Raw genomic sequence first — 22,362 nt, 5'->3', positions numbered from 1 at the left:
GATATTTAAGGCATAAAGTTGGGGCTTAACGTTTCATTAACCCTGCAACTTTATGCCTCAAATATCCTCGGGGGGTGAATTTGGCTTTAGCCAAAGAGGGGGGCAGAAAGCCCCCCTTGCGGCGCTCATGTCACGCGCAGCGCCCGGACCCAATTGGCGGCTTCATGCGCATGCACCTCGGCATGGCGGATATGCGCGTCAAATCCCTGTGCCAGATCGCGCACCAGCGGTTTCGAGCGCACCAGCAGGTACGTCTCGCCGGCATAGACCGCAGCGCGCTGGTAGCCGAAGATGGTCATCGGCGGTGCAAAGCGTTTGCGGCCGTCGAAGAGATACATGCGGAACGCGGGGTAGAGTTCGTCCAGCGTGCTGGCAATGTGGGTCAGTTGCTCGGCCCGGGCGTCGGCGCTGATGCCGGTCCAGTTGCCGCGCCCTTGTGCGAAAACCTCCAGGGATTGCAGCGGCATGCACATCTCGATGTCGCTTTCCGGCATCCGGGACACCATCAGCCGTCGGTCGGTCTGGCGTTGCAGACGGCGGCGCTCCTGCTCGGAACTGGCCGCCTGGAACGCGATCACCGCCGGCGTGCGCATCAGGTCGGGCAGCCAGGCCGGCACGTAGCGCACCTTTTGGCCGGTCGCATCGGTGTGCCAGCGTTCCATGGCGGTGCGGTTTTCCTCGTCCAGCGCCTGTTCGGTTTCCACCGTGTTGAGCACCTGCGTCGCGATCCCGCGATCATCGGTCAGCCCCAGCAGCCAGTCCGCCGAGACCTGAAACCGCGCCGCCAGCGCCAACAGCGTTTCGGCGCGGGGCAGGCGGGGGTTCTGGCCCGAGGTCAGCTGCGACAGCGCCGAGCGGTCGATGCCGATCTCTTCGGCGAAGCCCGATTGCGTCATCCCCGACTGCGTTTGCAACTGGGACAGGCGGGTGCGGAACAGCGCGGCGGTCTCTCGTTTACCCATGATACGGTCCTGATCTGTTGTCTTTAGTAAACAAACGTGACTGCAAACGTCAATCGGGGTCGGAGGTGACGCGCAAACGCGCCTTGTTCCATGGGCGGCGAAGGTGGACACTCCTGTCCATGTCCACAATGAGAGTCGTGATGCGTCTGGAATGGCCCACTTTAGGGTTAATCGCCCTGTGTTATGGCGGCTGGCTGTTTGCCGGGTTCTGGCTTTGGCCCTTGGTGCCCATCCTCGCGCTGGCCCTGATGGCGCTCTGTGCGGCGCTGCATTCCTCGCTGGTCCACGAATGCCTGCACGGCCATCCCACCCGCAAACGTCTGGTCAACGAGGCGCTGGTCACGCTGCCGGTCTCGCTGGCCTATCCGTACCGGCGCTACAAGGCTTCGCATCTGGCGCATCATCACGACACACGGCTGACCGATCCGTTCGACGACCCCGAGACCTATTACCGGGCTCACTGGCAATACGATGCCTTGCCGGGCTGGCTGAAATACCTGCTGGGCCTGAACAACACCCTGCTGGGCCGTGTCACGCTGGGGCCGTGGCTGGTGGCCATCGGTTTCTACGCCGATGAACTGCGCCAGATCCGCGCCGACGCTCATGGCGTGCGGCTGGCCTGGGCGATCCATCTGCCTGCCGCTGCGCTGATCCTCGCGCTGGTCTGGGCGATGGGCATACCGCTCTGGCTTTATGTTGTCGCTGTCTGCTGGCCGGGTCTGGGCCTGATCGCCCTGCGCAGCTTTGCTGAGCACCGCTGGCATGAAACCCCCGAGGGCCGCACGATCATCGTCGAGCGCTCGCCGCTGGCCTGGCTCTACTTGCACAACAACCTGCATATCGTGCACCATAAACTGCCCTCGGCCCCGTGGTATGCCTTGCCCCGGCTCTACGCCGAGCGGCGCGAGGAATGGCAGCAGCTCAACGGAGGCTATGTGTTTCCCAATTATCTGGCGCTCTGGCGTCGCTGGGGTCTGACGGCGAAAGAGCCCGTCGCCCATCCCACGCTGCGCCGCGACCCGGGGCAGGTATGAGCGAGAAGGCCCTGCACGCCAGCCTGCCGATGTACGACTGGCCCGAGGTTCGCGATGAGACCCTTGGCCTGTGGGCGCAGATCCGCGACGGCGCGCGTGCGCGCGGCCTTGCGTTGCCCGACGAGATCACCGCGCCCGACTGGGGCGATATTGACGCTTATTGGCGCGACCCGGCGCTGGTGTTCAGCCAGACCTGCTGGGGGCCGCTGGGGCTGGGGCTGATCGCGCATCTGCTGCCGCTGGCGCAGCCGGATTATTCGGCCTTTCTGGGGGGCAGGGGGCCGTTCTATCGCTCAGCCGTGATCGCGCGGGCAGAGACGGCGCTTGATCTCGGCCTGAGCGCCGATGTGCCCGTGCCCGACCATCCCGGCGCTGATCTGCCCGATGGCCTGCTCGATGGGCAGCGCTTTGGCCTCAACGGGCGCGAGTCGCTCTCGGGCTATTTGGCGCTCAAGGCGGATCTGGGCGCGGACCCGCTGGAGCTGGCTGAGGATGTCCTCGACACCGGCGGTCATCGCGGCTCGGTCATCGCCGTCGCAAAGGGGCGCGCCGATATTGCCGCCGTCGATTGCCGTTCATGGGATCTGGCGCGCCGGGTCGAGATCAACGCGATCGGTCTACGCGTCGTCGGCTGGACAGCCGAGCGCCCGGGTCTGCCCTATGTAACCAGCCGCGCGACCGATCCGCAGACGGCGGACATTCTGACCCAACACCTTATCAGCATGGGCTGCCACCCGGTAGCCGCAGGGAGAGACGCATGACGCGAACCTATCGGGCCGTAGTGATCGGGGGCGGCGTCGTCGGCTGCTCGGTGCTGTTCCATCTGGCCAAGGCCGGCTGGAAGGACGTACTGCTGATCGAGCGCTCGGAACTGACCTCGGGCTCCAGCTGGCACGCGGCGGGCGGGTTTCACACGCTGAACGGCGATCCCAATGTGGCGCGGCTGCAGGCCTACACGGTGTCACTGTACGAAGAGCTTGAGCGCATCAGCGGCCAGTCCTGCGGGCTGCACCTGACCGGCGGCGTGATGATGGCCGACAGTCCGGAACGGATGAACTTCCTGCGCATGACCCACGCGCGCGGCCGCGCGCTGGGGATGGAGACCGAGCTGATCACCCCGTCCGAGGCCAAGGCGATGTTCCCGCTGATGGACGAGACGCAGTTCGTCGGCGCTTTGTGGGATCCGGTCGAGGGCCACCTCGACCCCTCGGGCACCACGCACGCTTACGCCAAGGCGGCCAAGGTGCTGGGCGCCGAGATCGAATTGCGCAACCCGGTCAAGGACATCACGCAAGACCCCGACGGCATGTGGACGCTGCACACCGTCAACGGCACCATCCGTTGCGAGCATGTGGTGAATGCCGGGGGCCTGTGGGCGCGCGAAGTCGGGCGCATGGTCGGGCTGGAACTGCCGGTGCTGGCGATGGAGCATATGTACCTGCTCACCGACGCCATGCCCGAGGTGATCGAGTTCAACCAGTCGACGGGCCGCGAGCTGGTCGGCGTCATCGACTTCAAGGGCGAGATTTACACGCGACAGGAACGGCAGGGCATCCTGCTGGGCACCTATGAGAAAGCCTGCAAACCGTGGTCGCCGGTCAATACGCCGTGGGATTTCGGGCACGAGCTGCTGGCGCCGGATCTGGACCGCATCGCCCCCTCGCTTGAGGTTGGCTTCCGCCATTTCCCGGCGGTCGAGCAGGCCGGGATCAAGCAGATCATCAACGGGCCGTTTACCTTCGCTCCGGATGGCAACCCGCTGGTCGGGCCGGTGCAGGGGCTGACGAACTACTGGTCAGCCTGCGCGGTGATGGCGGGCTTTTCACAGGGCGGCGGTGTCGGTCTGGTGCTGGCCAACTGGATGACGCAGGGCGATCCGGGCCACGACGTGTTCGGCATGGATGTGTCGCGCTACGGTGAATGGGCGACGCTGCGCTATACCAACGCCAAAGTGCGCGAAAACTACTCGCGTCGCTTCTCGATCCGCTTTCCGAACGAGGAACTGCCCGCCGCCCGCCCGGCCGAGACCACGCCGCTTTATGACCTGATGGTCGCGCAGAACGCGGTGATGGGCGACAGCTGGGGGCTGGAAACGCCGCTGTGGTTCGCCCCCTCGGCGGATGAGGCGCATGATGTGCCCAGCTTCCACCGCTCGAACGACTTTGCGCATATCGCGCGTGAGGTGAAAGCGACGCGCGAGAGCGTCGGTGTCACCGAGATCGCCAACTTCGCCAAATACGAGGTGACCGGGGCAGGGGCCGAGGCCTGGCTGGATCACCTGATGACCAACACCATGCCCAAGGTGGGGCGTCTGGTGCTGACACCAATGCTGAACGACAACGGCAAGCTGATCGGCGATTTCACCATCGCCAAGGCCGCCGAGGGGCGCTTCGTGATCTGGGGCTCGCTGGGGGCATCGAAGTATCACATGCGCTGGTTCGAGCAGCATCTACCCGCTGACGGCTCGGTCGCGGTGAAACGCTTCCACATGGATCTGGTCGGTCTGTCGGTCTGCGGACCCAAGGCACGCGAAGTGCTCACGCAGCTGGTCGATGAGGATGTCTCGGCCGAGGGCTTCCGCTTCATGGACTTCCGCGAGATGGACGTCGCAGGCGCGCCCTGCATGGTCAACCGGATCACCTATTCCGGCGATCTTGGGTATGAGATCTGGATGAAACCGGCGGCTCAGCGGCGGGTGTATCTGGCGATCAAGGCGGCAGGGGCCGAGTTCGGCATCGTCGATTTCGGCATGCGCGCGCTCTTGTCGATGCGGCTGGAAAAGAACTTCCCGACCTGGTTCGCCGAGCTGCGCCCGATTTATGGCCCGTTCGAGGGGGCGATGGACCGTTTCGTGAAGCTGCAGAAACCCGATTTCATCGGGCGCGAGGCGGCGGTGAAAGAGCGCGACGACGGCCCCAAACTGCGCCGCATCTCGCTGATCGTCGACGCGGGCACGGCGGATGTGCTGGGCGACGAGCCGATCTGGGCGCGTGTCGGGGACACCGATTATGGCACGATCAGCGCCCCCCATGGCTACGGCGCGCCGCGCTTTGACGCCTCGGGGACCGCGATGCCCAGCCCCAACCCGTCGCGCGATGGCGACTGGCGCGTGGTCGGCTGGGTCACCTCGGGCGGCTACGCGCATTACGTCGAGAAATCCATGGCGCAGGGCTATGTCCCGGCGGCACTGGCTGAGGACGGCAGTGCGGGCATGTTCGAGGTCGAGATCATGGGCGAACGCCGCCCGGCGGTGATTGCGCTGGAGCCACCCTTTGACCCGAGCGGATCGCGGATGCGCCTGTAGGGAGCAGCGGCGCGAGCCCCCATCGAGGGGGCTCGCGCCGCTTGGGGGCGCTGCCCCCACCGGGCCGTTCCGGCCCGCCCCCGGGATATTTAGCGAGCAAAGAAGGCGCGTTAAGAAGTCGTTAACCGCGCTGTCTTTGCTCTGAAAATATCCTCGGGGGGTGAATTCGGCGTTAGCCGAAGAGGGGGGCGGAAAGCCCCCCTTCTTGCGCGCCGCGCTAGCGGCGCACCGGGTCGCGTGAGGGCGAGGCGGCGTCAGCCGCCTTAACCGAGGGCGAAACCCCGCCGGTGCCTGCTCAGATCATCGGCACCTGCGCCGATTTTGCCTGCGCGAGTGCCATCAGCGAGCGGCGATCCCCGGCACGGGTCGCGGCTTCTGCGGCAGTGGCGAGTGGGCTGTCGTGCAGCGCATGACCCACTGAGGCCAGAAACTGGCCGGCATAATGCAACCGCTCCGGTGCGCCCGTCCCGCTCAGCAGATCATGGACCAGACGCAGATCATCCCGCAGCGCCAGGGGGTCTGCCCCGGCGTTGCGGCTGCGTGCCTCGCAATCCTCAGCTGATGCCGGGCGCAAATCGGCATCGCCGGTCATCAGCGACAGATGCTGTGTCAGCGTGACCGGCTTGAGCAGGAACGCATCCGCCCCCGCCGCGCGCGCCGCGCCTTCCAGTGTCGCGTCGCCACTGACCGCGATCAGTCGTTGCGGGCGCGGTCCGGCGGTCGCCAGTCCGGCGATCAGATCCAGTCCCGACCCGTCAGGCAATCCCAGATCGACCAGCACGATATCGGGGCGGTACACGCGCAAATGCAACCGCGCGGCGGTGAGCGACTCTGCCCGCCTGAGCCTGATCCCCGCGCGTCGGCAGATCAGACGGACGGCTTCCGCGGCGAAGCGGCTGTCCTCGACCAGCAGCAAGGTGCGCGGCGGCAGGGCGCATCCCGGGACAATCGCGGCAGACGGTCGGGTGGCAAAGTCAGGCTCGACAGGGTTGGGCATCGGCGTCTCCCTCATTCACCTTCTGACTGTGGCGCAGGAAGACTAAGGCGCGGTTAATCCCCTGCGGCCTCGCGTCGCTTGCTTTCTGCGCGCTCTGGTCTATGGAATGCCCCCAACACTCCAAGGAGGATCGTCATGATCGGACGCCTGAATCACGTCGCCATCGCCGTGCCTGACTTGCAGGCCGCCGCCGCCCAATACCGCGACACGTTGGGCGCAGACGTCGGCGCGCCGCAGGATGAGCCCGATCACGGCGTCACGGTGGTCTTCATCACGCTGCCCAACACCAAGATCGAGCTTTTGTATCCGCTCGGCGACGCCAGCCCGATTCAGGGCTTTCTGGACAAGAACCCGGCGGGTGGCATTCACCATATCTGCTACGAGGTCGACGATATCCTCGCCGCCCGCGATCAGCTGCTGGCCAAGGGTGCGCGGGTTCTGGGCTCGGGCGAGCCGCGCATCGGGGCGCATGGCAAGCCGGTGCTCTTTTTGCATCCCAAGGATTTCAACGGCTGTCTGGTCGAACTGGAGCAAGTCTGATGATGAACCCTGTTTCCGGCTTCGTGCTCTTTGCCTTTGTGTGGTTTCTGACCTTGCTGGTCGTGCTGCCGCTGCGCCTGAAAACTCAGGGCGACGTCGGGCAGGTGGTCAACGGTACGCCTGAATCCGCCCCGGCGAACCTGAACCTCAAGCGCAAGATGATCACCACGACCATCGCCGCCGTCTGTATCTGGGCGGTTCTGGCTTATGTGATCATCTCGGGTTTCGTCACCGTGCAGGCGCTGGATGACCTGACTCACCGGATGGTTTACGGCGCCCCCTGAGGCGTCGCTTTCACCGCAGCGCGATGCGGTGAAAGAGATGCGTAAAGACAGCTGCGCCGACGACCGGCACCAGCAAATTGACCAGCGGGATGCTGAGCGGGATCGCCATCAGCACCCCCGCGATCCACAGACGGATGAAATTTGCCCGCCGCATGGCATGCGCGTCTTTGGGCGGCATGCGGCGCAGGGCGACCATCACGAAATATTCGCGCGACAACAGATAACCGTTGATCGCCCAGAGCACGACCATCCCCAGTCCGGCGCTGAAGATCACCACGACCAGCCCCAGCAGGTTCAGCACGACCAGCAGCCAGAAGTACCGCAGGCTGTCGAGCAGGGCGGGCCAGAAGGGGGTGCGCGGCGTGTCGGGCAGGTTGGGGTAATAGCGGTCCTCGACCGCGTCGGCGACGTCGTCAAGGAAAAGCCCGGTAAACGCCGAGGCGACCGGCACCATCAGGAACACCGACAGCACCAGCATCACCGCGATCGAACCGATCGAGAGCAGGGTTGAAAGCCCGCTGACCTCACCGACCCATGGCAAGGTGATCGCGTCGGGGGTGAAGACCTGCACCACCATCAGCACCGCGGCGTACATCGCAAACAGCAACGCCACCGCCAGAGCCAGCCCGAACCAGATCACCCGCCGAAACCGCGGGTCGGCCATTTGCGTCAGTGCCCGGTAAAAGGCGGTAAAGATCATCGCGCAACCCGGGTGATGAGGGCCGACAGATCCGGGCGCGCCCGCTCGGATGGCGGGGTCTCGCAGCTGCCCAGATGCACAAACCCGGCAATCTTTTCATGCGCTTTCAGCCCAAGGCCGGCTTCCATGAACACCCGGTCAAACGCCGCCCAACCGGTAATCCACGCCGCCCCCCAGCCCGACGACAGCGCCGCGTTGACCAGCGAGGTGCACACCGCCCCGGCGGTCAGCAGTTGCTCCAGCTCAGGCGCTTTCTCCGACGGCACCGGCGAGGAGACGACGCCCACGATCAGCGGCGCATTCTCCCAGCTTTTGGCGGATTTCTCGATCTTGGCGGGGTCGATGCCCAGCACCGGACCACGCTCGCGGATCAGTCCGGCAAGGCGAAGGCGGGCCGCGTCCTCAAGGATCAGGAACCGCCACGGCACCAGCGCCCCGTGATCGGGCACGCGCGAGGCGGCGGTCAGCAGCAGATCAAGCTCAGCGCCCTCAGGCGCGGGGGCCTTGAGCGCGGCTGCCGGGCGCGACCGGCGCGTCAGCAGAAATTCCATCACGGGGTTCGTTTGGCTCATAAAGCACCTCCGGGCTCTCAGATCGCAACTAACGCCCGCAAGTTCAAGGCCGCTTGCCGAGCCGGGCGAAACTGGGGATGGTGTCGGGTAACAGGGAGGGTGCCGCATGGTGATGGCCGATCTGGGCGATGTGCGCCTGAACTACCGACTGGATGGCGACCCCAAAGGCGCGCCTGTGGTGCTGATCCACGCGCTGGGAACCGACCTGCACCTGTGGGATGCACTGGTGCCCCTGTTGCCGCCGGGCCTGCTGATCCTGCGCTATTCGCTGCGCGGCCATGGCGAGTCGAGCGTGCCGCCCGCGCCCTATTCCATGGGCGCGCTGGTGCGTGATGCCGAGCGGATGATGGACCATGTCGGCATGCGCGATGCGCTGGTGGTCGGGCTGTCCATCGGCGGGCTGATCGCGCAAGGGCTGGCGGTCAAGCGGCTGGATCTGGTGCGTGCGGCGGTGCTGTCGAACACCGCCGCCAAGATCGGCACGGCCGGGATGTGGCAGCAACGGATCGAGGGGATCAGGGCCGAGGGTCTGGACAGCATCGCCGACGCCACGCTGGAACGCTGGTTCGCCCGCAGTTTCCGCCAGACGCCTCAGGCGCTGGCCTGCCGCGAGCGGCTGATCAGCACGCCGGTTGACGGGTATTGCGGCTGTGCGGCGGCGATTGCGGGAACGGATTTTTACACGCCGACCTCGGGCCTGCGCTTGCCCCTTCTGGCCATTGCGGGTTCTGAGGATGGCTCGACCCCGCCCGATCTGGTGCGCGAGACCGCCGATCTGGTGCCCGGCTCGCGCTTTGCGCTGATCCGGGGCGCGGGGCATCTGCCCTGTGTGGACCAGCCGCAGGCCTATGCGGAAACCCTCACCCAGTTCCTGCACGAGACCGGGCATGTCCGCCCAGCCTGAGCGCCCCGCGGGCCAGACCCTGCCTGTTCTGTTCATTCTGATCACGCTGGCGCTGGATGCCATCGGCTTTGGCCTGATCATGCCGGTGATGCCGGATCTGCTGCGCGAAGTGACGGGCGAGGATCTGGCCCATGCTGCGCTGTGGGGCGGGGTGCTTACCGGCGGGTTCGCGGTGATGCAGGTGCTGTGCGGTCCGATGATCGGTAATCTGAGCGACCGTTTCGGGCGCAAGCCGGTGCTCCTGCTGTCGCTGGCCGTGCTGTCGGCGGATTATCTGGTGCTGGCGCTGGCCGGGACCATCTGGCTGGTGTTTCTGGCCCGGCTGATCAATGGCGTGACATCGGCCACCTATGGCACGGCGACGGCCTATATCGCTGACATCTCGACGCCCGAGCAAAAGGCGCAGCGCTTCGGGTTGATCGGCGCGGCTTTTGGCGCGGGGTTCATCATGGGCCCGGCGCTTGGCGGGATACTGGCCGAGCTCGGCACCCGCGCGCCGTTCTATGCCGCCGCCGCCGTGGCTGCCCTCAATCTGGGTTTCGGTGCTTTGGTGATGCGCGAATCCCTGACGCCGATCAACCGCCGTCCGTTTTCGTGGCGCAGGGCCAACCCGTTCGGCGCGTTCAAATCCATCGGCAAGCTGCCGGGGCTGGGGCGTTTTCTGACGATCTACGCCGCGTTCGAGTTCGCCTTCATCGTCTATCCCGTCATCTGGACCTATTTCGCCATCGCCCGGTTTGGCTGGACGCCGGGTCAGGTCGGCGGGTCTCTGGCGCTTTACGGGCTGGGCATGGTGCTGGTGCAGGGGGTACTGATCCGCGTTGCCATCCGGTTGCTGGGCCGCAGGGGCGCAATGCTTGTCGGTACGCTGGCCGCTCTGGTGTCGTTCAGCGCACTGGCGGTGATCGACAATGGCACCGTGGCGATGATGTTGATCCCGCTGTCGTCGCTGGCCGGGCTGGTGTCCCCCGCGCTGCGGGCCGAGATGTCGGACCGGGTCGCGGCCAACCAGCAGGGCGAGTTGCAAGGCGCGCTGGCTTCGTTACACGCCATTGGCATGATCGGCGCGCCGCTGGTCTATACACAGGTCTTTGCGCGCTTCAGCGGGGATCAGGCGATCCTTGACCTGCCGGGCATGGTGTTCATCATACCGGCACTGCTCAGCCTGCTGGCGCTGCTCTTGCTGCGCCCCGCCCAAGAACGGAGCCCGGTATGAATCTGTCCTCTCTCGCCCTTGCACGCGCCGACGCGGGCCGCCCTGTCCGCACGGCGCTGATCGGCGCGGGCAAGTTCGGCTCGATGTTTCTGGCGCAGGTGCCGCATATCGCGGGGCTGCAGGTTACTCATATCGCCGATCTGAACCCCGACCGCGCCCGCGCCGCCTGCCGCGCCGTGGGTTGGTCGCAAGAGCGGATCGCTGCGACGGTGTTCGTTGATGACGGGCTGGCCGTGGCGCAAAGCGGCGCCGAGGTGGTGATCGAGGCGACCGGCGTGCCCGAGGCCGGTCTGAACCACGCCCGCGCCGCGCTCGATGCCGGGCAGCATGTGGTGATGGTGAATGTTGAGGCTGACGTGCTGGCCGGTCCCGTGCTGGCCGCGCAGGCGCGCGCAGCGGGGCTGGTCTATTCCATGGCCTACGGCGATCAGCCCGCGCTGGTGGCCGAGATGGTCGACTGGGCCCGCGCTGCCGGGTTCAGCGTGGCGGCGGCGGGGAAGGGGACGAAATACCTGCCCGCCTATCACCACGTCACCCCGGACGGCGTCTGGCCGCATTACGGCTTGACGCCCGAGGAAGCCGCGGCGGCGGGGATGAACCCGCAGATGTTCAACTCTTTCCTCGATGGCACCAAATCCGCGATCGAGATGTCGGCGATCGCCAATGCCTGCGGGCTGGATGTCCCGGCCTCGGGTCTGCAGTTCCCGCCCTGTGGCGTTGATGATCTGGCGCAGGTGCTGCGGCCCCGTTCTGTCGGTGGGCAACTGGACGGCGAGGGTCTGGTCGAGGTGGTCTCGTCGCTGGAGCGCGACGGGCGACCGGTGTTCCGCGATCTGCGCTGGGGCGTCTATGTGATCCTCAAGGCGCAGAACGACTATGCAGCAGCGTGTTTCAAGCAATACGGGCTGCCGACCGACGAGACCGGGCAATACGCCGCAATGTACAAGCCCTTCCACCTGATCGGCATGGAGCTGTCGATCAGCGTCTTGTCGGCAGCCCTGCGCGGCGAACCCACCGGCGCCACGCGCGCATGGCGTGGGGACGCGGTGGCAGTAGCCAAGAAAGACCTCAAGGCCGGTGAGATGCTGGATGGCGAGGGCGGCTATACCGTCTGGGGCAAGGCCTGCCCGGCCAGCCACTCGGCCCGAAAGGCGCTGCTGCCCATCGGGCTGGCGCATAAGGTGCGTCTGCGTCGGGATATTCCAATCGGCCAGATTTTGAGCATGGACGACGTGGAACTGGACGAATCCCTGACCGGCGTGCGGCTGCGGCGCGAGATGCTTGTCGCGGCATCGGGCGCTGTCTAGGCTGCACGGGGTGGCGCGTGTTCGGCAGCCGGTTCGGGCCGCAAAGAAGTGCCTGTTTGAAAATCCGTACTTGAGCTTTTGATCACATTTTCGCAGTGTTTTGGCAGGGACCTTCAGAGTCCGCACCCCGCTCCCCCGCAAGGGGCCCAACAGAGAGTAAACGGATGACCAAACTTCTGACGACGACCGCTGTGGTCGCCCTGACTGCGACCGTTGGCATTGCCCAGGCGCAAGAGGTTGTGAACGTCTACAACTGGTCCGACTACATCGCCGAAGAGACGCTGGCAGGTTTCACAGCCGAGACCGGCATTCAGGTCAACTATGACGTCTATGATTCGAATGACACGCTGGAAGCGCGGATGCTGGCGGGCTCGTCGGGCTTTGATGTGGTGGTGCCGACCGGCAACTACCTGCAACGCCAGATCGCGGCAGGTGTCTATCAGCCGCTGAACCGCGACCTGCTGCCGAATCTCGCCAACATGGACCCGCATCTGATGGAGCTGTCCGCAGCCTTCGATCCGGGCAATGAACATGCGGTGGTCTATCTGTGGGGCACCACGGGCATCGGTTATAACCTTGCCGCCGTGCGCGAGCGTCTGGGCGATGATTACGTCGTCAACAGCTGGTCCATGGTCTTTGATCCTGAGATCGCCTCGAAACTGGCCGATTGCGGCATTTCGTTCCTTGATGACCACACCGAGATCCTGCCGCCCGCGCTGCGCTATCTGGGCCTCGATCCGCTGAGCACCGATCCGGACGATCTGGAAGCGGCGGTGGCGATGCTGGAAACGGTCCGCCCGAACCTGCGCTATTTCCACTCGTCGCAGTATATTTCGGACCTTGCCAATGGTGAGATCTGCGTCGCCGTGGGCTGGTCGGGCGACATTCTGCAAGCTGCCGCGCGCGCTGAAGAAGCGGGCAATGGCATCGAGATCGGCTATGCGATCCCCGATGAAGGTGCGAACCTGTGGTTCGACATGATGGCGATCCCCGCCGATGCGCCGCACCCCGAAGCCGCGCATGCCTTCATCAACTACATGATGGACGCCGAAGTCGCTGCCGCCAACACCAACTACGTGCAATACCCCAACGCCAACGCGGCCTCGACGCCGATGATCGACGCCGAAGTGCTCGGCAACCCGTCGATCTATCCCTCGGCGGCTGCGCAGGCCAATTTCTGGACCCTGCAACCGCATAACGCGCGCACCGACCGGCTGATCTCGCGTCTTTGGACGCGGCTGCGCACCGGCCAATAAGTCCTGCACCCCGTCCGCACCCAGGTGCGGGCGGGGTTTCCCTTTCGGTGGAGGCGACGCGATGACCAGCAATCCGGCGATTGCAGCGAATACCCGGCCCTGGACCAATCCAGCTGCCAAGCCCTTTATTTCCATCCAGAATATTACCAAGCGCTTTGGCGATTTCACCGCTGTGAACGATGTCAGTCTGGACATCTATCAGGGCGAGCTGTTCTGCCTGCTGGGCGGGTCGGGCTGCGGAAAGTCCACCCTGCTGCGCATGCTCGCCGGGTTTGAGACGCCGACGGCGGGCAAGATCCTGATCGACGGTCAGGACATGGCGCGCGTGCCTGCCGACAAGCGGCCCACCAACATGATGTTCCAGTCCTACGCGCTGTTCCCGCATATGAGCGTCGAGAAGAACGTCGCGTATGGCCTTCTGCGCGAAGGGAAATCCAAGGCCGAGGCCTATGCCCGCGTCGCCGAGATGCTCAAGCTGGTCAAGCTGGAAGCCTTTGGCCGCCGCAAGCCGCACCAACTGTCGGGCGGCCAGCGCCAGCGCGTGGCGCTGGCCCGCGCGCTGATCAAGCAACCAAAGCTGTTGTTGCTGGACGAGCCCTTGGGCGCGCTGGACAAGAAGCTGCGCGAAGAGACCCAGTTCGAGCTGATCAACATTCAGGAAACGCTGGGCGTGACCTTTATCGTGGTGACCCACGATCAGGACGAGGCGATGACACTCGCCACCCGCATCGGCGTGATGAGCGAGGGTATCATCACCCAGATCGGCGAGCCGCGTGATATTTACGAGACTCCGAAATCGCGGTTTGTCGCTGATTTCATTGGCTCGGTGAACCTGTTCGAAGGCAAGGTCGGCCCCGCCGCCCCCGACTTCATGCGGGTCGAGACCGAAGATCTGGGACCGCTGAACGTGCTGCCGGTGCCGGGTCTGACGCAGGGCCAGACCGTCTGGCTTGCGATCCGCCCCGAACGCGCCTGGCTGACCCGCACCCGCCCGCCCGAGGCGATCAACTCGGTCCCCGGCGTGGTGCGCGATATGGGCTATGTCGGGCATATGTCGTCTTACGTCGTGCGGCTGGCCAATGGCCGGCTGGTGCGCGTGACGCAGGCCAATGAGGGCCGCCGCGAGAACCCGATCAGCTGGGACGAGCAGGTCACCGTCAGCTTCGAGCCCGCCGACATCCGGGTGCTGACCGAATGAGCGCTCTGGACGCCCCCCCGCAAGCCAGCTTGCTGCGCCCGGTGCTCATGGGGCTGGCGGGCCTTGTCGCCGTGGCGCTGATCGGCTGGCTGGCGCTGCCGGCCAATATCGCCGTGCTGCTCACCAGTCTTGTCGCCGTGGCGCTGGCCTGTCTGGCCTTCACGCGCTTCATGGGCTGGTCCGACCGCTGGATGGTCATCGCCATCCCGCTGGTCTGGTTCGTCACCTTCTTTCTTGTGCCGTTCTTCGTGCTGGGCCGGATTTCGCTGTCCGAGGTGGCGATTGCCATCCCGCCCTATACATCGCTGTGGGAACGCGCCCCCGACGGCACGCTGGAGATCATCGCCAGCTTTGACAACTATTTGTTCCTGCTCAGCGATTCGCTCTACGTCAGCGCCTATCTGTCGTCGATCAAGATCGCCGCGATTTCGACCGTGCTGGCACTGCTGCTGGGCTATCCCATCGCCTATTACATCGCCCGCTCGCCCGAGCCGCGCCGCTCGATCCTGCTGTTGATGGTGATCCTGCCGTTCTGGACCTCGTTCCTGCTGCGCGTCTATGCGTGGATCGGGTTTCTGCGCCGCGACGGGGTGATCAACAACATCCTCAGCTGGCTGGGCGTGATCGACGAGCCGCTGGTGATGATGCAGACCGATTTCGCGGTCTATATCGGCATCGTCTACACCTACCTGCCGTTCATGATCCTGCCGCTCTATGCGACGCTGGTGAAGCTGGACGACGCGCTGCTGGAAGCGGCCAGTGATCTGGGCGCCACGCCGACGGTGACCTTCCTGACCGTGACCCTGCCGCTGTCGCTGCCGGGGATCATCGCGGGCTCGATGCTGGTGTTTATTCCGGCGATCGGGGAATACGTTATCCCGACGCTGCTGGGTGGACCTGATACGCTGATGATCGGACGGGTGCTGTGGGACGAGTTCTTCTCGTCGCGCGACTGGCCCGTGGCCTCGGCGGTGGCGATTGTCATGCTGATCCTGGTGGTGGTGCCGATCATGTGGCTGCAAGCGGTGCAGAACCGGCAGGAGAAAAACGCATGAAACGCGGATGGTTCCTGCCGATTGTGGCAACGCTGGGCTTTGGCTTTCTCTATGCGCCGATTGTGTCGCTGATCGTCTTCTCGTTCAACGAGAGCCGGCTGGTGACGGTCTGGGGCGGCTTCTCGACCCGCTGGTACGGCGAGTTGCTCAACGACGGGCAGATGCTGGCCGCGGCGTGGATCAGCCTGAAGGTGGCCACCATCGCGGCGACACTGGCCACGGTGATCGGTACACTGGCGGCCTTTGTGCTGACCCGGTTCGGCAAGTTTCGGGGCAAGCTGTTGATGACCGGGATGATCACCGCGCCGCTGGTGATGCCCGAGGTGATCACCGGCCTGTCTCTGCTCTTGCTGTTCGTGTCGATGGAAATGCTGCTGGGCTGGCCCGCCGGGCGCGGGTTGACCACGGTGGTCATCGCCCATGCCACGTTCTGCGCGGCCTATGTCGCGGTGATCGCCCAGTCGCGGCTGCGTGATATGGATGAGAGCCTTGAGGAAGCGGCCCGCGATCTGGGGGCAGGGCCGGTGCGGGTGTTCTTTGACATCACCCTGCCGGTGATCACCCCGGCGCTGATCTCGGGCTGGCTGCTGGCCTTCACTCTGTCGCTGGACGATCTGGTGGTGGCGAGCTTTGTTTCCGGCCCCGGGGCCTCGACCCTGCCGATGGTGATCTTCTCGAAGGTGCGGCTGGGGGTCAGCCCGGACGTGAACGCGCTGGCAACGATCATCATCGTGATCGTGGCGGTGGCGGTGACCATCGCGGGGGTGTTGCTGATGCGCCAGTCGAAGACGGCGCGGTAAAAGGAAGAAGGGGGGCTGTCAGCCCCCCTCTTTGGCTGACGCCAAATTCACCCCCCGAGGATATTTTCGGACAGATGATGTGGCGCGGTCAGCCGCCGCCGATGATTGCACCGGCGGCAAAGACCAGAGCGCCGCCAAGAACCACCTGCAGCGCCGCACGGACGAAGGGCGTTTCCATATAGCGGTTCTGGATCCAGGCGATCACCCAGAGTTCGATGAACACCACGACCATGGCGATCACCGTGGCGGTCCAGAAATGCGGGATCAGGTAGGGCAGGGCGTGGCCCAGCCCGCCGAGCGTGGTCATCACCCCGGCGGCGATGCCGCGCTTGTAGGGCGAGCCGCGCCCCGAGAGCTGGCCGTCATCGCTGGCGGCTTCGGTGAAGCCCATCGAGATCCCGGCGCCGATCGAGGCGGCAAGGCCGACGAGGAAGGTGGTGTGGGTATTCTCGGTGGCGAAAGCGGTGGCGAAGATCGGCGCAAGGGTCGACACTGAACCATCCATCAAGCCCGCCAGCCCCGGTTGCACCCAGGTCAGGATGAACTGGCGATGCGCGGTGTCATCCTCGGTCGAGCGCGTCTCGCCGTCGAGCAACTGGCCCTCAAGGACATGCGCGGCCTCTTCATGCGCCGCTTCGGCAGCGGCGAGATCACCCAGCAGCTTGCGCGTGGCGGCATCCGAGGTGCGCTGCACAGCGGCCTCGTAGAACCGCTGGGCCTGACGCTCCATCGCCTCGGCCTCGGCACGGATCTGGTCCAGCGACATGGTTTCCATCAGCCAGACCGGCTTGCGCGCGTAATAGCCCGCGACATGCTCGCGGCGCAGCAGCGGGATGACGTCCCCAAAGCGGATACGGTGCAGCGCGATCAGACGCTGGCGGTGACGGTCTTCCTCTTCGGCCATGCCGTCAAACACGGCGGCCGAGGCCGGGTATTCGACGCGCAGGCGCTCGGCATAGGTGCGATAGATGCGGGCGTCATCCTCTTCGGACGAGATCGCCAGCGCGAGGATCTCCTGTTCGGAAAGATCGCGAAACCGGCGGCGGGAGCCGTAGTTGAGAAGCATGAGGGGCCTGCGCGTCTGGAGTTTGGAATGACTCTAAACTGGCCGGAAGGTAGCGGCAAGGGGGCTGACGAACGGCAATCGCAACGCATGGTCGAAAGGGGGAAACGCCGTCACAATTTCAGCGACTTGCGCGCGCTTCAGGCCGCGCGCTTACGCTTTCAGCCAAACGTGGTATCCGGCGACGCGGTCATACCGCATTTGTCCAGTCCAGCGAAACAGCGGCCACAGGTAGAACCAGAGCAGTGCCGCGAGGATCACCGCGACCAAGCCCGCGATCACCGGAAGCGGCGCGAAAACCAGCTGTGCGGGCGCGATCACGGGGCTGGCGCTGATCAAGACCATGGGCCCGAGACGCAGCGCTTCGCGCAGGAACCCGCGCCGAGGCGGCCCCACCAGCCGCAAACCCAGCAGCGCCTTACCGGGGCTGGGAAAACCGCACAGCGTCAGCAACCCCGTGCCGACGCCCAGAACGACGATGACCAGAAGGTCGGCCAGATCAGGGAAATCCGACGGCTGATTGTCTGCGGTGAGGGCAATACGCAGATTGCGCGTGATGCGCAGGCCGTTGTCGGGCTGTGACATGGTATAGACCGCGACCAGATCGCGCCCGTTGGGCAGGCCGAAGAGCCGGTTCCGGCAGATGCGCAGGGCGGAAAACTGCGCCCCGCTGGCATCGGCGGGCAGCCAGTCAGGCGGGAGATCCAAGGCTTGGCACGCAATGGTCCTGTGTGCGATCAGCGGATCCGGCAGCCGCCACCCGTTGTCGGCAAGGGGCAGGAACGCCACCATCACCAGGATCAACGCCAGCGTGTGGTCGACGACAAAGGCCAGAACCCGCCGCAGCAGAAACCGCGGCGGCATGGGTCAGATGTTCTCGGGCTGGGGCATGCCCAGCACGTGATAGCCGCTGTCAACCATGATGATGTCGCCGGTGGTGCAGTTGCCATAGTCCGAGCACAGGAAGACCGCAGCACCCCCGACCGAGTCCAGCGTTGCGTTGTGGCGCAGGGGCGCGTTGGCCTCGGTGTGACGGAAGGTCTTGCGCGCGCCGCCGATGGCCGCGCCTGCCAGCGTTTTCATCGGGCCGGGCGAGACGGCGTTGACGCGAATTGCCTGCGGGCCGAGGTCATTGGCCAGATAGCGCACCGAAGCCTCAAGCGCGGCCTTGGCGACGCCCATGACGTTGTAGAACGGCGTCACCCGGTTCGAGCCGCCATAGGTCAGCGTGACGATCGAGCCGCCCTCAGGCATCAGCTCGGACGCGCGGCGCGACACGTCGATCAGCGAATAGCAGGAGATATCCAGCGAATGCTTGAAATTGGCGCGCGAGGTGTTGATGAAGCGGCCTGCAAGTTCGGATTTATCCGAAAAAGCAATGGCGTGGATCAGGAAGTCGATGCTGCCCCAGCGGTCCTTGAGCTGGGCGAAAGCCCCGTCGAGGCTGTCGTCATTGGTCACATCGACGTCGATCAGGAAATCCGACCCGACCGAGGTTGCCAGCGGTTCGACCCGCTTGCCAAAGGCCTCACCCTGATAGCTGAAGGCCAGCTCGGCCCCCTCGGCATGCAGGGCCGAGGCGATGCCCCAGGCGATCGACCGTTCGTTCGCGACGCCCATCACCAGCCCGCGCTTGCCCTTCATCAGATCGGCCATGCCGTTTACTCCTGGAATTTCGACATGACGAGGGTGGCGTTGGTGCCGCCGAAGCCAAAGCTGTTGGACAGCACCGAATCATGCTCGACTTCGCGGAACTCGGTGCAGATCTCACCGGGGTTGATCGCCGGATCCAGCGTCGTGACGTTGATCGACGGCGCGATGAAGCCGCCCTGCATCATCAGCAGCGAATAGATCGCTTCGTGCACGCCGGTCGCGCCAAGGCTGTGGCCGGTCATCGACTTGGTCGACGAGATCGGCGGCACCTTGCCTTCGCCGAAGACGCGGCGCAGGGCCATGACCTCGGTGACATCGCCCGCCGGGGTCGAGGTGCCATGCGCGTTGACATAGGTGATCTTGCGGCCTTCGGGCAGCGTGTCGATCGCCAGCTTCATTGAGCGTTCGCCGCCCTCACCGGAGGGGGCGACCATGTCATGCCCATCCGAGGTGGCGCCGTAGCCGGTGACTTCGGCATAGATCTTGGCACCGCGGGCGAGCGCGTGGTTCAGCTCTTCCAGCACCACAACGCCGCCGCCGCCGGCAATGACGAACCCGTCGCGCGAGGCGTCGAAGGGGCGCGAGGCCGTGGTCGGCGCGTCGTTGTATTTCGACGACATGGCGCCCATCGCGTCGAACAGGCACGACAGCGTCCAGTCCAGTTCCTCGCCGCCGCCAGCAAAGACGATGTCCTGCTTGCCCATCTGGATCAGCTCGGTGCCATTGCCGATGCAATGCGCCGAGGTCGAGCAGGCCGAGGTGATGGAATAGTTGACGCCCTTGATCTTGAACGGCGTGGCCAGACAGGCCGAATTGGTCGAGGACATGCCGCGCGTGACCATGAAGGGGCCCATGCGCTTGGGCGCGCCTTTCTCGACGACGATGTTATGCGCCACGAACAGGTTCGAGGTCGACGGCCCGCCCGAGCCCATGACCAGACCCGAACGCTCGTTCGACACTTCAGCCTCGGTCAGGCCGGAATCGGTGATCGCCTGCTGCATCGCCAGAAAGTTATAGGCCGCACCCGGCCCCATGAAACGCAGGTCGCGCTTGTCGATATGGGCGGCCAGATCGATCTGCGGCATGCCGTGGATCTGACTGCGGAACCCGTGCTCGACATAGTCCGGTGCCGCGACAATGCCCGAACGGCCAGCGCGCAGGCTGGCTTCAACTTCGGCAGCAGTGTTGCCGATGGGCGAGATGATACCGATACCGGTAATGACGACACGGCGCATGGGAACTCCCTGTTTTCCTAGCATCGGGTGTTTACAAACCCTGCGCCGAAAACGCTACCGCTTTATTGCGGGCGCGCCTAGCGCCGGTCGGTGCCAGAGGGTGCGGCTGCGGACGGGGGCGCTGCCCCCGGACGGGCCTTGCCCGACTCCCCCGGGATATTTGCAGAGCAAAGAGGGCGCGTTAATAAAGGGTTAACCATGCGCCTCTTTGCTCCCTAAATATCCTGGGGGTGAGGGCCGGTACGGCCCGAGGGGGCTAGCCCCCTCGCTTCTGTCTGCTCTCAGCTCTCGGACAGGGCGACCTTCATGTCCTTGACGATATAGATCACTTCGCCATCCGCCTCGACGATGCCATCCGCGACGCCCATCGTCAGCCGCCGGGTCTGGATCGCCTTGGTGAAATCCACCTTGTAGGTCAGCATCTTGCGATCCGGGCGCACCATGCCGGTCAGTTTGACCTCACCGACACCCAGCGCATAGCCACGCCCCAGCCAGCCGCGCCAGCCCAGGTTGAAGCCGGTCAGCTGCCACAGGCCATCGAGGCCAAGGCAACCGGGCATGATCGGGTTGCCGGGAAAGTGGCACTCGAAAAACCACAGATCAGGGGTGATGTCGAACTCGGCGACCACATGCCCCTTGCCGTGCAGCCCGCCATCGCCCGAAATCTCGGTGATGCGGTCCATCATCAGCATCGGCGGGGCGGGCAACTGGGCATTGCCGGGGCCGAACAACTCGCCGCGCGCGCAGGCCAGCAGGGCCTCTTTGTCGAACTGGCTGGGGTATTGCGACATTGATCGGGATCCTCCGGGTCTGTTTCAACCCCTCTAGCACCCAAGTTTCCGGCGTGACAAGGCTCGCGGCGCGCGCAGGACGCCGGGGAAGGGCGCGCGCGCCTCAGGCATTGAAGTTATATGTCTGTAGGCCTTATAAGAAGGGATGATCCGTGAATTCGCTCCCCAGACCGCCCAGGCCCAGGACCGCGCTGCCGATTGGCTGACCGCTGCGGGTCTGCGACCGACCCGTCAACGCCAGACGCTTGCCGCGTTGCTGATCGGTGATGGCCAGAACCGGCATGTCACAGCCGAGAGCCTTTATGCCGCTGCGCTCGACGCGGATGAGAAGGTGTCGCTGGCGACGGTCTACAACACCTTGCGGGCGTTCTGCGCGGCCGGGCTTTTGAACGAGATCACCGTCGATGCCTCGCGCAGCTATTTCGACACGCGGATTGACGACCATCCGCATTATTTCTGGGAAGACACGCAATTGCTGACCGATGCGCCCTCTGACCAGCTGGAAATCCTGCGCCTGCCCGAAGCGCCCGAGGGCTGCGAGGTCTCGCGCGTTGATGTGGTGATCCGCCTGCGTCGCAGCACCTGAATGCTGTCCTACCAGCACCTGTATCACGCCGGTAACCTGGCGGATGTGCATAAGCACGCCTTGCTGGCCTGGACGCTGGCCTATCTGGCGGCCAAGGATAAACCGCTCACCTATCTCGAAAGCCACGCCGGCCGGGGCCTGTATGACCTTGGTGCGCCCGAAGCGCTGAAAACCGGCGAGGCGGCACAAGGGATCGGTCGGCTCGAACGGGCCTTTGACCCCGATCACCCCTACCGGCGCGTTCTGGCGGCAGTGCGGGCGGAAAACGGCCCGGATGCCTATCCCGGCTCGCCGATGATCGCGGCGCAGCTGTTGCGCAGCACGGATTCGGTGCATCTGGCCGAGCGTCACCCGCAGGAATTCGCCGCGCTGTCCGAGGCGATGATGCCCTATGCGGTGCGGGTGCACGCGGCGGACGGGTTCACCAAAGTGCAGGAACTGACGCCGCCGACGCCCCGGCGCGGGATGCTGCTGATCGATCCCAGCTTTGAGACGGCGGCCGATTACGACGGCATGGCGCGCTATATCGGACTGGTGGCCCGCAAATGGAACGTCGGGATTATCGCGCTGTGGTATCCGATCTTGCAGGACGGGCGGCACAAGCCGATGTTGTCGGCGCTGGTCGAAGCGCATCAGGGCGCGCTGCGTCACGAAGTGCGCTTTCCACCAGCGCGCGAGGGACACGGCATGATCGGCTCGGGTCTCTTCGTGATCAACCCTCCCTGGGGGCTGAGCGAAGAAGCGGCGCGCGTGGCGGCTGTTTTCGGTTCAGTTAAAAAGTAGGGGGGCTTTCAGCCCCCCTCTTCGCTTGTCGCGAATTCACCCCCCGAGGATATTTGCAGCATAAAGTTGGGCGTTAGGGTTCTGTTAACCAACTTTATGCCTGAACTATCCCGGGGGGCGGG

The 22,362-nt window shown here is 65.0% G+C and carries 23 protein-coding genes; 14 read left to right on the top strand and 9 right to left on the bottom strand.

The annotated features are described in order from the left end of the window. Nucleotides 1-125: 125 nt before the first annotated feature. Nucleotides 126-962 (bottom strand): helix-turn-helix domain-containing protein, encoded by an 837-nt coding sequence (locus EAE28_RS14805; protein ID WP_127107605.1) that lies wholly within the window; start codon nt 960-962, stop codon nt 126-128. A gap of 140 nt (nt 963-1,102) precedes the next feature. Here EAE28_RS14805 and EAE28_RS14800 point away from each other — a divergent pair, with 140 nt between their 5' ends. From EAE28_RS14800 to EAE28_RS14790, 3 genes are read left to right on the top strand one after another with little or no spacing between them, the layout of a single operon-like run. Further along, entirely contained in the window at nt 1,103-1,996 is an 894-nt protein-coding gene (locus EAE28_RS14800; protein ID WP_164736641.1) for a fatty acid desaturase, read from the top strand. After that, entirely contained in the window at nt 1,993-2,757 is a 765-nt protein-coding gene (locus EAE28_RS14795; RefSeq protein WP_220443938.1) for a phosphate/phosphite/phosphonate ABC transporter substrate-binding protein, read from the top strand. The genes EAE28_RS14800 and EAE28_RS14795 overlap by 4 nt, the downstream gene beginning before the upstream one ends. Beyond that, nucleotides 2,754-5,300, top strand: a complete 2,547-nt coding sequence (locus EAE28_RS14790; protein ID WP_127107601.1) for a GcvT family protein — start codon at nt 2,754-2,756, stop codon at nt 5,298-5,300. The genes EAE28_RS14795 and EAE28_RS14790 overlap by 4 nt, the downstream gene beginning before the upstream one ends. Nucleotides 5,301-5,595: 295 nt before the next feature. Here EAE28_RS14790 and EAE28_RS14785 read toward each other — a convergent pair whose 3' ends face one another. Then, nucleotides 5,596-6,297, bottom strand: coding sequence for a response regulator (locus EAE28_RS14785; RefSeq protein WP_127107599.1), 702 nt, complete (start codon nt 6,295-6,297; stop codon nt 5,596-5,598). A gap of 135 nt (nt 6,298-6,432) precedes the next feature. On the opposite strand from EAE28_RS14785, the gene mce reads away from it, so the two are divergent. Together mce and EAE28_RS14775 are read left to right on the top strand one after the other, a co-directional pair. Then, on the top strand, nt 6,433-6,837 hold the full coding sequence (gene mce, locus EAE28_RS14780; RefSeq protein ID WP_127107597.1) for a methylmalonyl-CoA epimerase: 405 nt from the start codon (nt 6,433-6,435) through the stop codon (nt 6,835-6,837). Next, nucleotides 6,837-7,121 carry a DUF1467 family protein gene (locus EAE28_RS14775; protein ID WP_342773104.1) on the top strand — a complete coding sequence of 95 codons (285 nt, stop codon included), beginning with the start codon at nt 6,837-6,839 and terminating at the stop codon, nt 7,119-7,121. Before mce ends, EAE28_RS14775 begins: the two co-directional genes overlap by 1 nt. A gap of 10 nt (nt 7,122-7,131) precedes the next feature. On the opposite strand, the gene EAE28_RS14770 is transcribed toward EAE28_RS14775, so the two are convergent. Together EAE28_RS14770 and EAE28_RS14765 are read right to left on the bottom strand one after the other, a co-directional pair. Beyond that, a complete protein-coding gene (locus EAE28_RS14770) occupies nt 7,132-7,821 on the bottom strand; it encodes an EI24 domain-containing protein (protein ID WP_127107595.1) in 690 nt (229 codons plus the stop codon). Then, nucleotides 7,818-8,393 carry a nitroreductase family protein gene (locus EAE28_RS14765; RefSeq protein WP_127107593.1) on the bottom strand — a complete coding sequence of 192 codons (576 nt, stop codon included), beginning with the start codon at nt 8,391-8,393 and terminating at the stop codon, nt 7,818-7,820. The genes EAE28_RS14770 and EAE28_RS14765 overlap by 4 nt, the downstream gene beginning before the upstream one ends. A gap of 106 nt (nt 8,394-8,499) precedes the next feature. Between EAE28_RS14765 and pcaD the strand changes: the two genes are divergently transcribed. From pcaD to EAE28_RS14730, 7 genes are all read left to right on the top strand, one after another. Further along, a complete protein-coding gene (pcaD, locus tag EAE28_RS14760) occupies nt 8,500-9,297 on the top strand; it encodes a 3-oxoadipate enol-lactonase (protein ID WP_127107591.1) in 798 nt (265 codons plus the stop codon). Beyond that, the gene (locus EAE28_RS14755) at nt 9,281-10,513 is read left to right on the top strand and encodes a TCR/Tet family MFS transporter (protein ID WP_127107589.1); all 1,233 of its coding nucleotides are present in this window, start codon (nt 9,281-9,283) and stop codon (nt 10,511-10,513) included. The genes pcaD and EAE28_RS14755 overlap by 17 nt, the downstream gene beginning before the upstream one ends. Next, complete coding sequence (locus EAE28_RS14750; RefSeq protein WP_127107587.1) at nt 10,510-11,820, top strand: NAD(P)H-dependent oxidoreductase; 1,311 nt, start codon at nt 10,510-10,512, stop codon at nt 11,818-11,820. Before EAE28_RS14755 ends, EAE28_RS14750 begins: the two co-directional genes overlap by 4 nt. A gap of 164 nt (nt 11,821-11,984) precedes the next feature. Further along, a complete protein-coding gene (locus EAE28_RS14745; protein ID WP_127107585.1) occupies nt 11,985-13,076 on the top strand; it encodes a polyamine ABC transporter substrate-binding protein in 1,092 nt (363 codons plus the stop codon). A 61-nt stretch (nt 13,077-13,137) separates the two neighbouring features. Next, the gene (locus tag EAE28_RS14740; RefSeq protein ID WP_127107583.1) at nt 13,138-14,274 is read left to right on the top strand and encodes an ABC transporter ATP-binding protein; all 1,137 of its coding nucleotides are present in this window, start codon (nt 13,138-13,140) and stop codon (nt 14,272-14,274) included. A gap of 170 nt (nt 14,275-14,444) precedes the next feature. Further along, on the top strand, nt 14,445-15,329 hold the full coding sequence (locus EAE28_RS14735) for an ABC transporter permease subunit (protein WP_127107802.1): 885 nt from the start codon (nt 14,445-14,447) through the stop codon (nt 15,327-15,329). Further along, complete coding sequence (locus EAE28_RS14730) at nt 15,326-16,129, top strand: ABC transporter permease subunit (RefSeq protein ID WP_127107581.1); 804 nt, start codon at nt 15,326-15,328, stop codon at nt 16,127-16,129. Before EAE28_RS14735 ends, EAE28_RS14730 begins: the two co-directional genes overlap by 4 nt. Nucleotides 16,130-16,217: 88 nt before the next feature. On the opposite strand, the gene mbfA is transcribed toward EAE28_RS14730, so the two are convergent. From mbfA to fabA, 5 genes are all read right to left on the bottom strand, one after another. Continuing rightward, entirely contained in the window at nt 16,218-17,195 is a 978-nt protein-coding gene (gene mbfA, locus EAE28_RS14725) for an iron exporter MbfA (protein WP_127107579.1), read from the bottom strand. Between the two features lie 150 nt (nt 17,196-17,345). Next, nucleotides 17,346-18,056 carry a hypothetical protein gene (locus tag EAE28_RS14720; RefSeq protein ID WP_127107577.1) on the bottom strand — a complete coding sequence of 237 codons (711 nt, stop codon included), beginning with the start codon at nt 18,054-18,056 and terminating at the stop codon, nt 17,346-17,348. A 3-nt stretch (nt 18,057-18,059) separates the two neighbouring features. Then, the gene (locus EAE28_RS14715; protein WP_127107575.1) at nt 18,060-18,848 is read right to left on the bottom strand and encodes an enoyl-ACP reductase FabI; all 789 of its coding nucleotides are present in this window, start codon (nt 18,846-18,848) and stop codon (nt 18,060-18,062) included. Nucleotides 18,849-18,853: 5 nt separating this feature from the next. Then, nucleotides 18,854-20,080, bottom strand: coding sequence for a beta-ketoacyl-ACP synthase I (gene fabB / locus EAE28_RS14710; protein ID WP_127107573.1), 1,227 nt, complete (start codon nt 20,078-20,080; stop codon nt 18,854-18,856). A 281-nt stretch (nt 20,081-20,361) separates the two neighbouring features. Beyond that, nucleotides 20,362-20,871 (bottom strand): bifunctional 3-hydroxydecanoyl-ACP dehydratase/trans-2-decenoyl-ACP isomerase, encoded by a 510-nt coding sequence (gene fabA / locus EAE28_RS14705; protein ID WP_127107571.1) that lies wholly within the window; start codon nt 20,869-20,871, stop codon nt 20,362-20,364. Between the two features lie 145 nt (nt 20,872-21,016). Between fabA and irr the strand changes: the two genes are divergently transcribed. After that, entirely contained in the window at nt 21,017-21,457 is a 441-nt protein-coding gene (gene irr, locus EAE28_RS14700) for a Fur family transcriptional regulator Irr (protein WP_127107569.1), read from the top strand. Next, complete coding sequence (locus EAE28_RS14695; RefSeq protein ID WP_127107567.1) at nt 21,458-22,240, top strand: 23S rRNA (adenine(2030)-N(6))-methyltransferase RlmJ; 783 nt, start codon at nt 21,458-21,460, stop codon at nt 22,238-22,240. Nucleotides 22,241-22,362 lie beyond the last annotated feature (122 nt).

This window comes from Pararhodobacter zhoushanensis, assembly GCF_003990445.1.
In the GTDB taxonomy this organism is placed as follows: Bacteria; Pseudomonadota; Alphaproteobacteria; order Rhodobacterales; family Rhodobacteraceae; genus Pararhodobacter; species Pararhodobacter zhoushanensis.
Note: the sequence above shows the minus strand (reverse complement) of the source record. Positions and strands in the feature narration are given on the sequence as shown.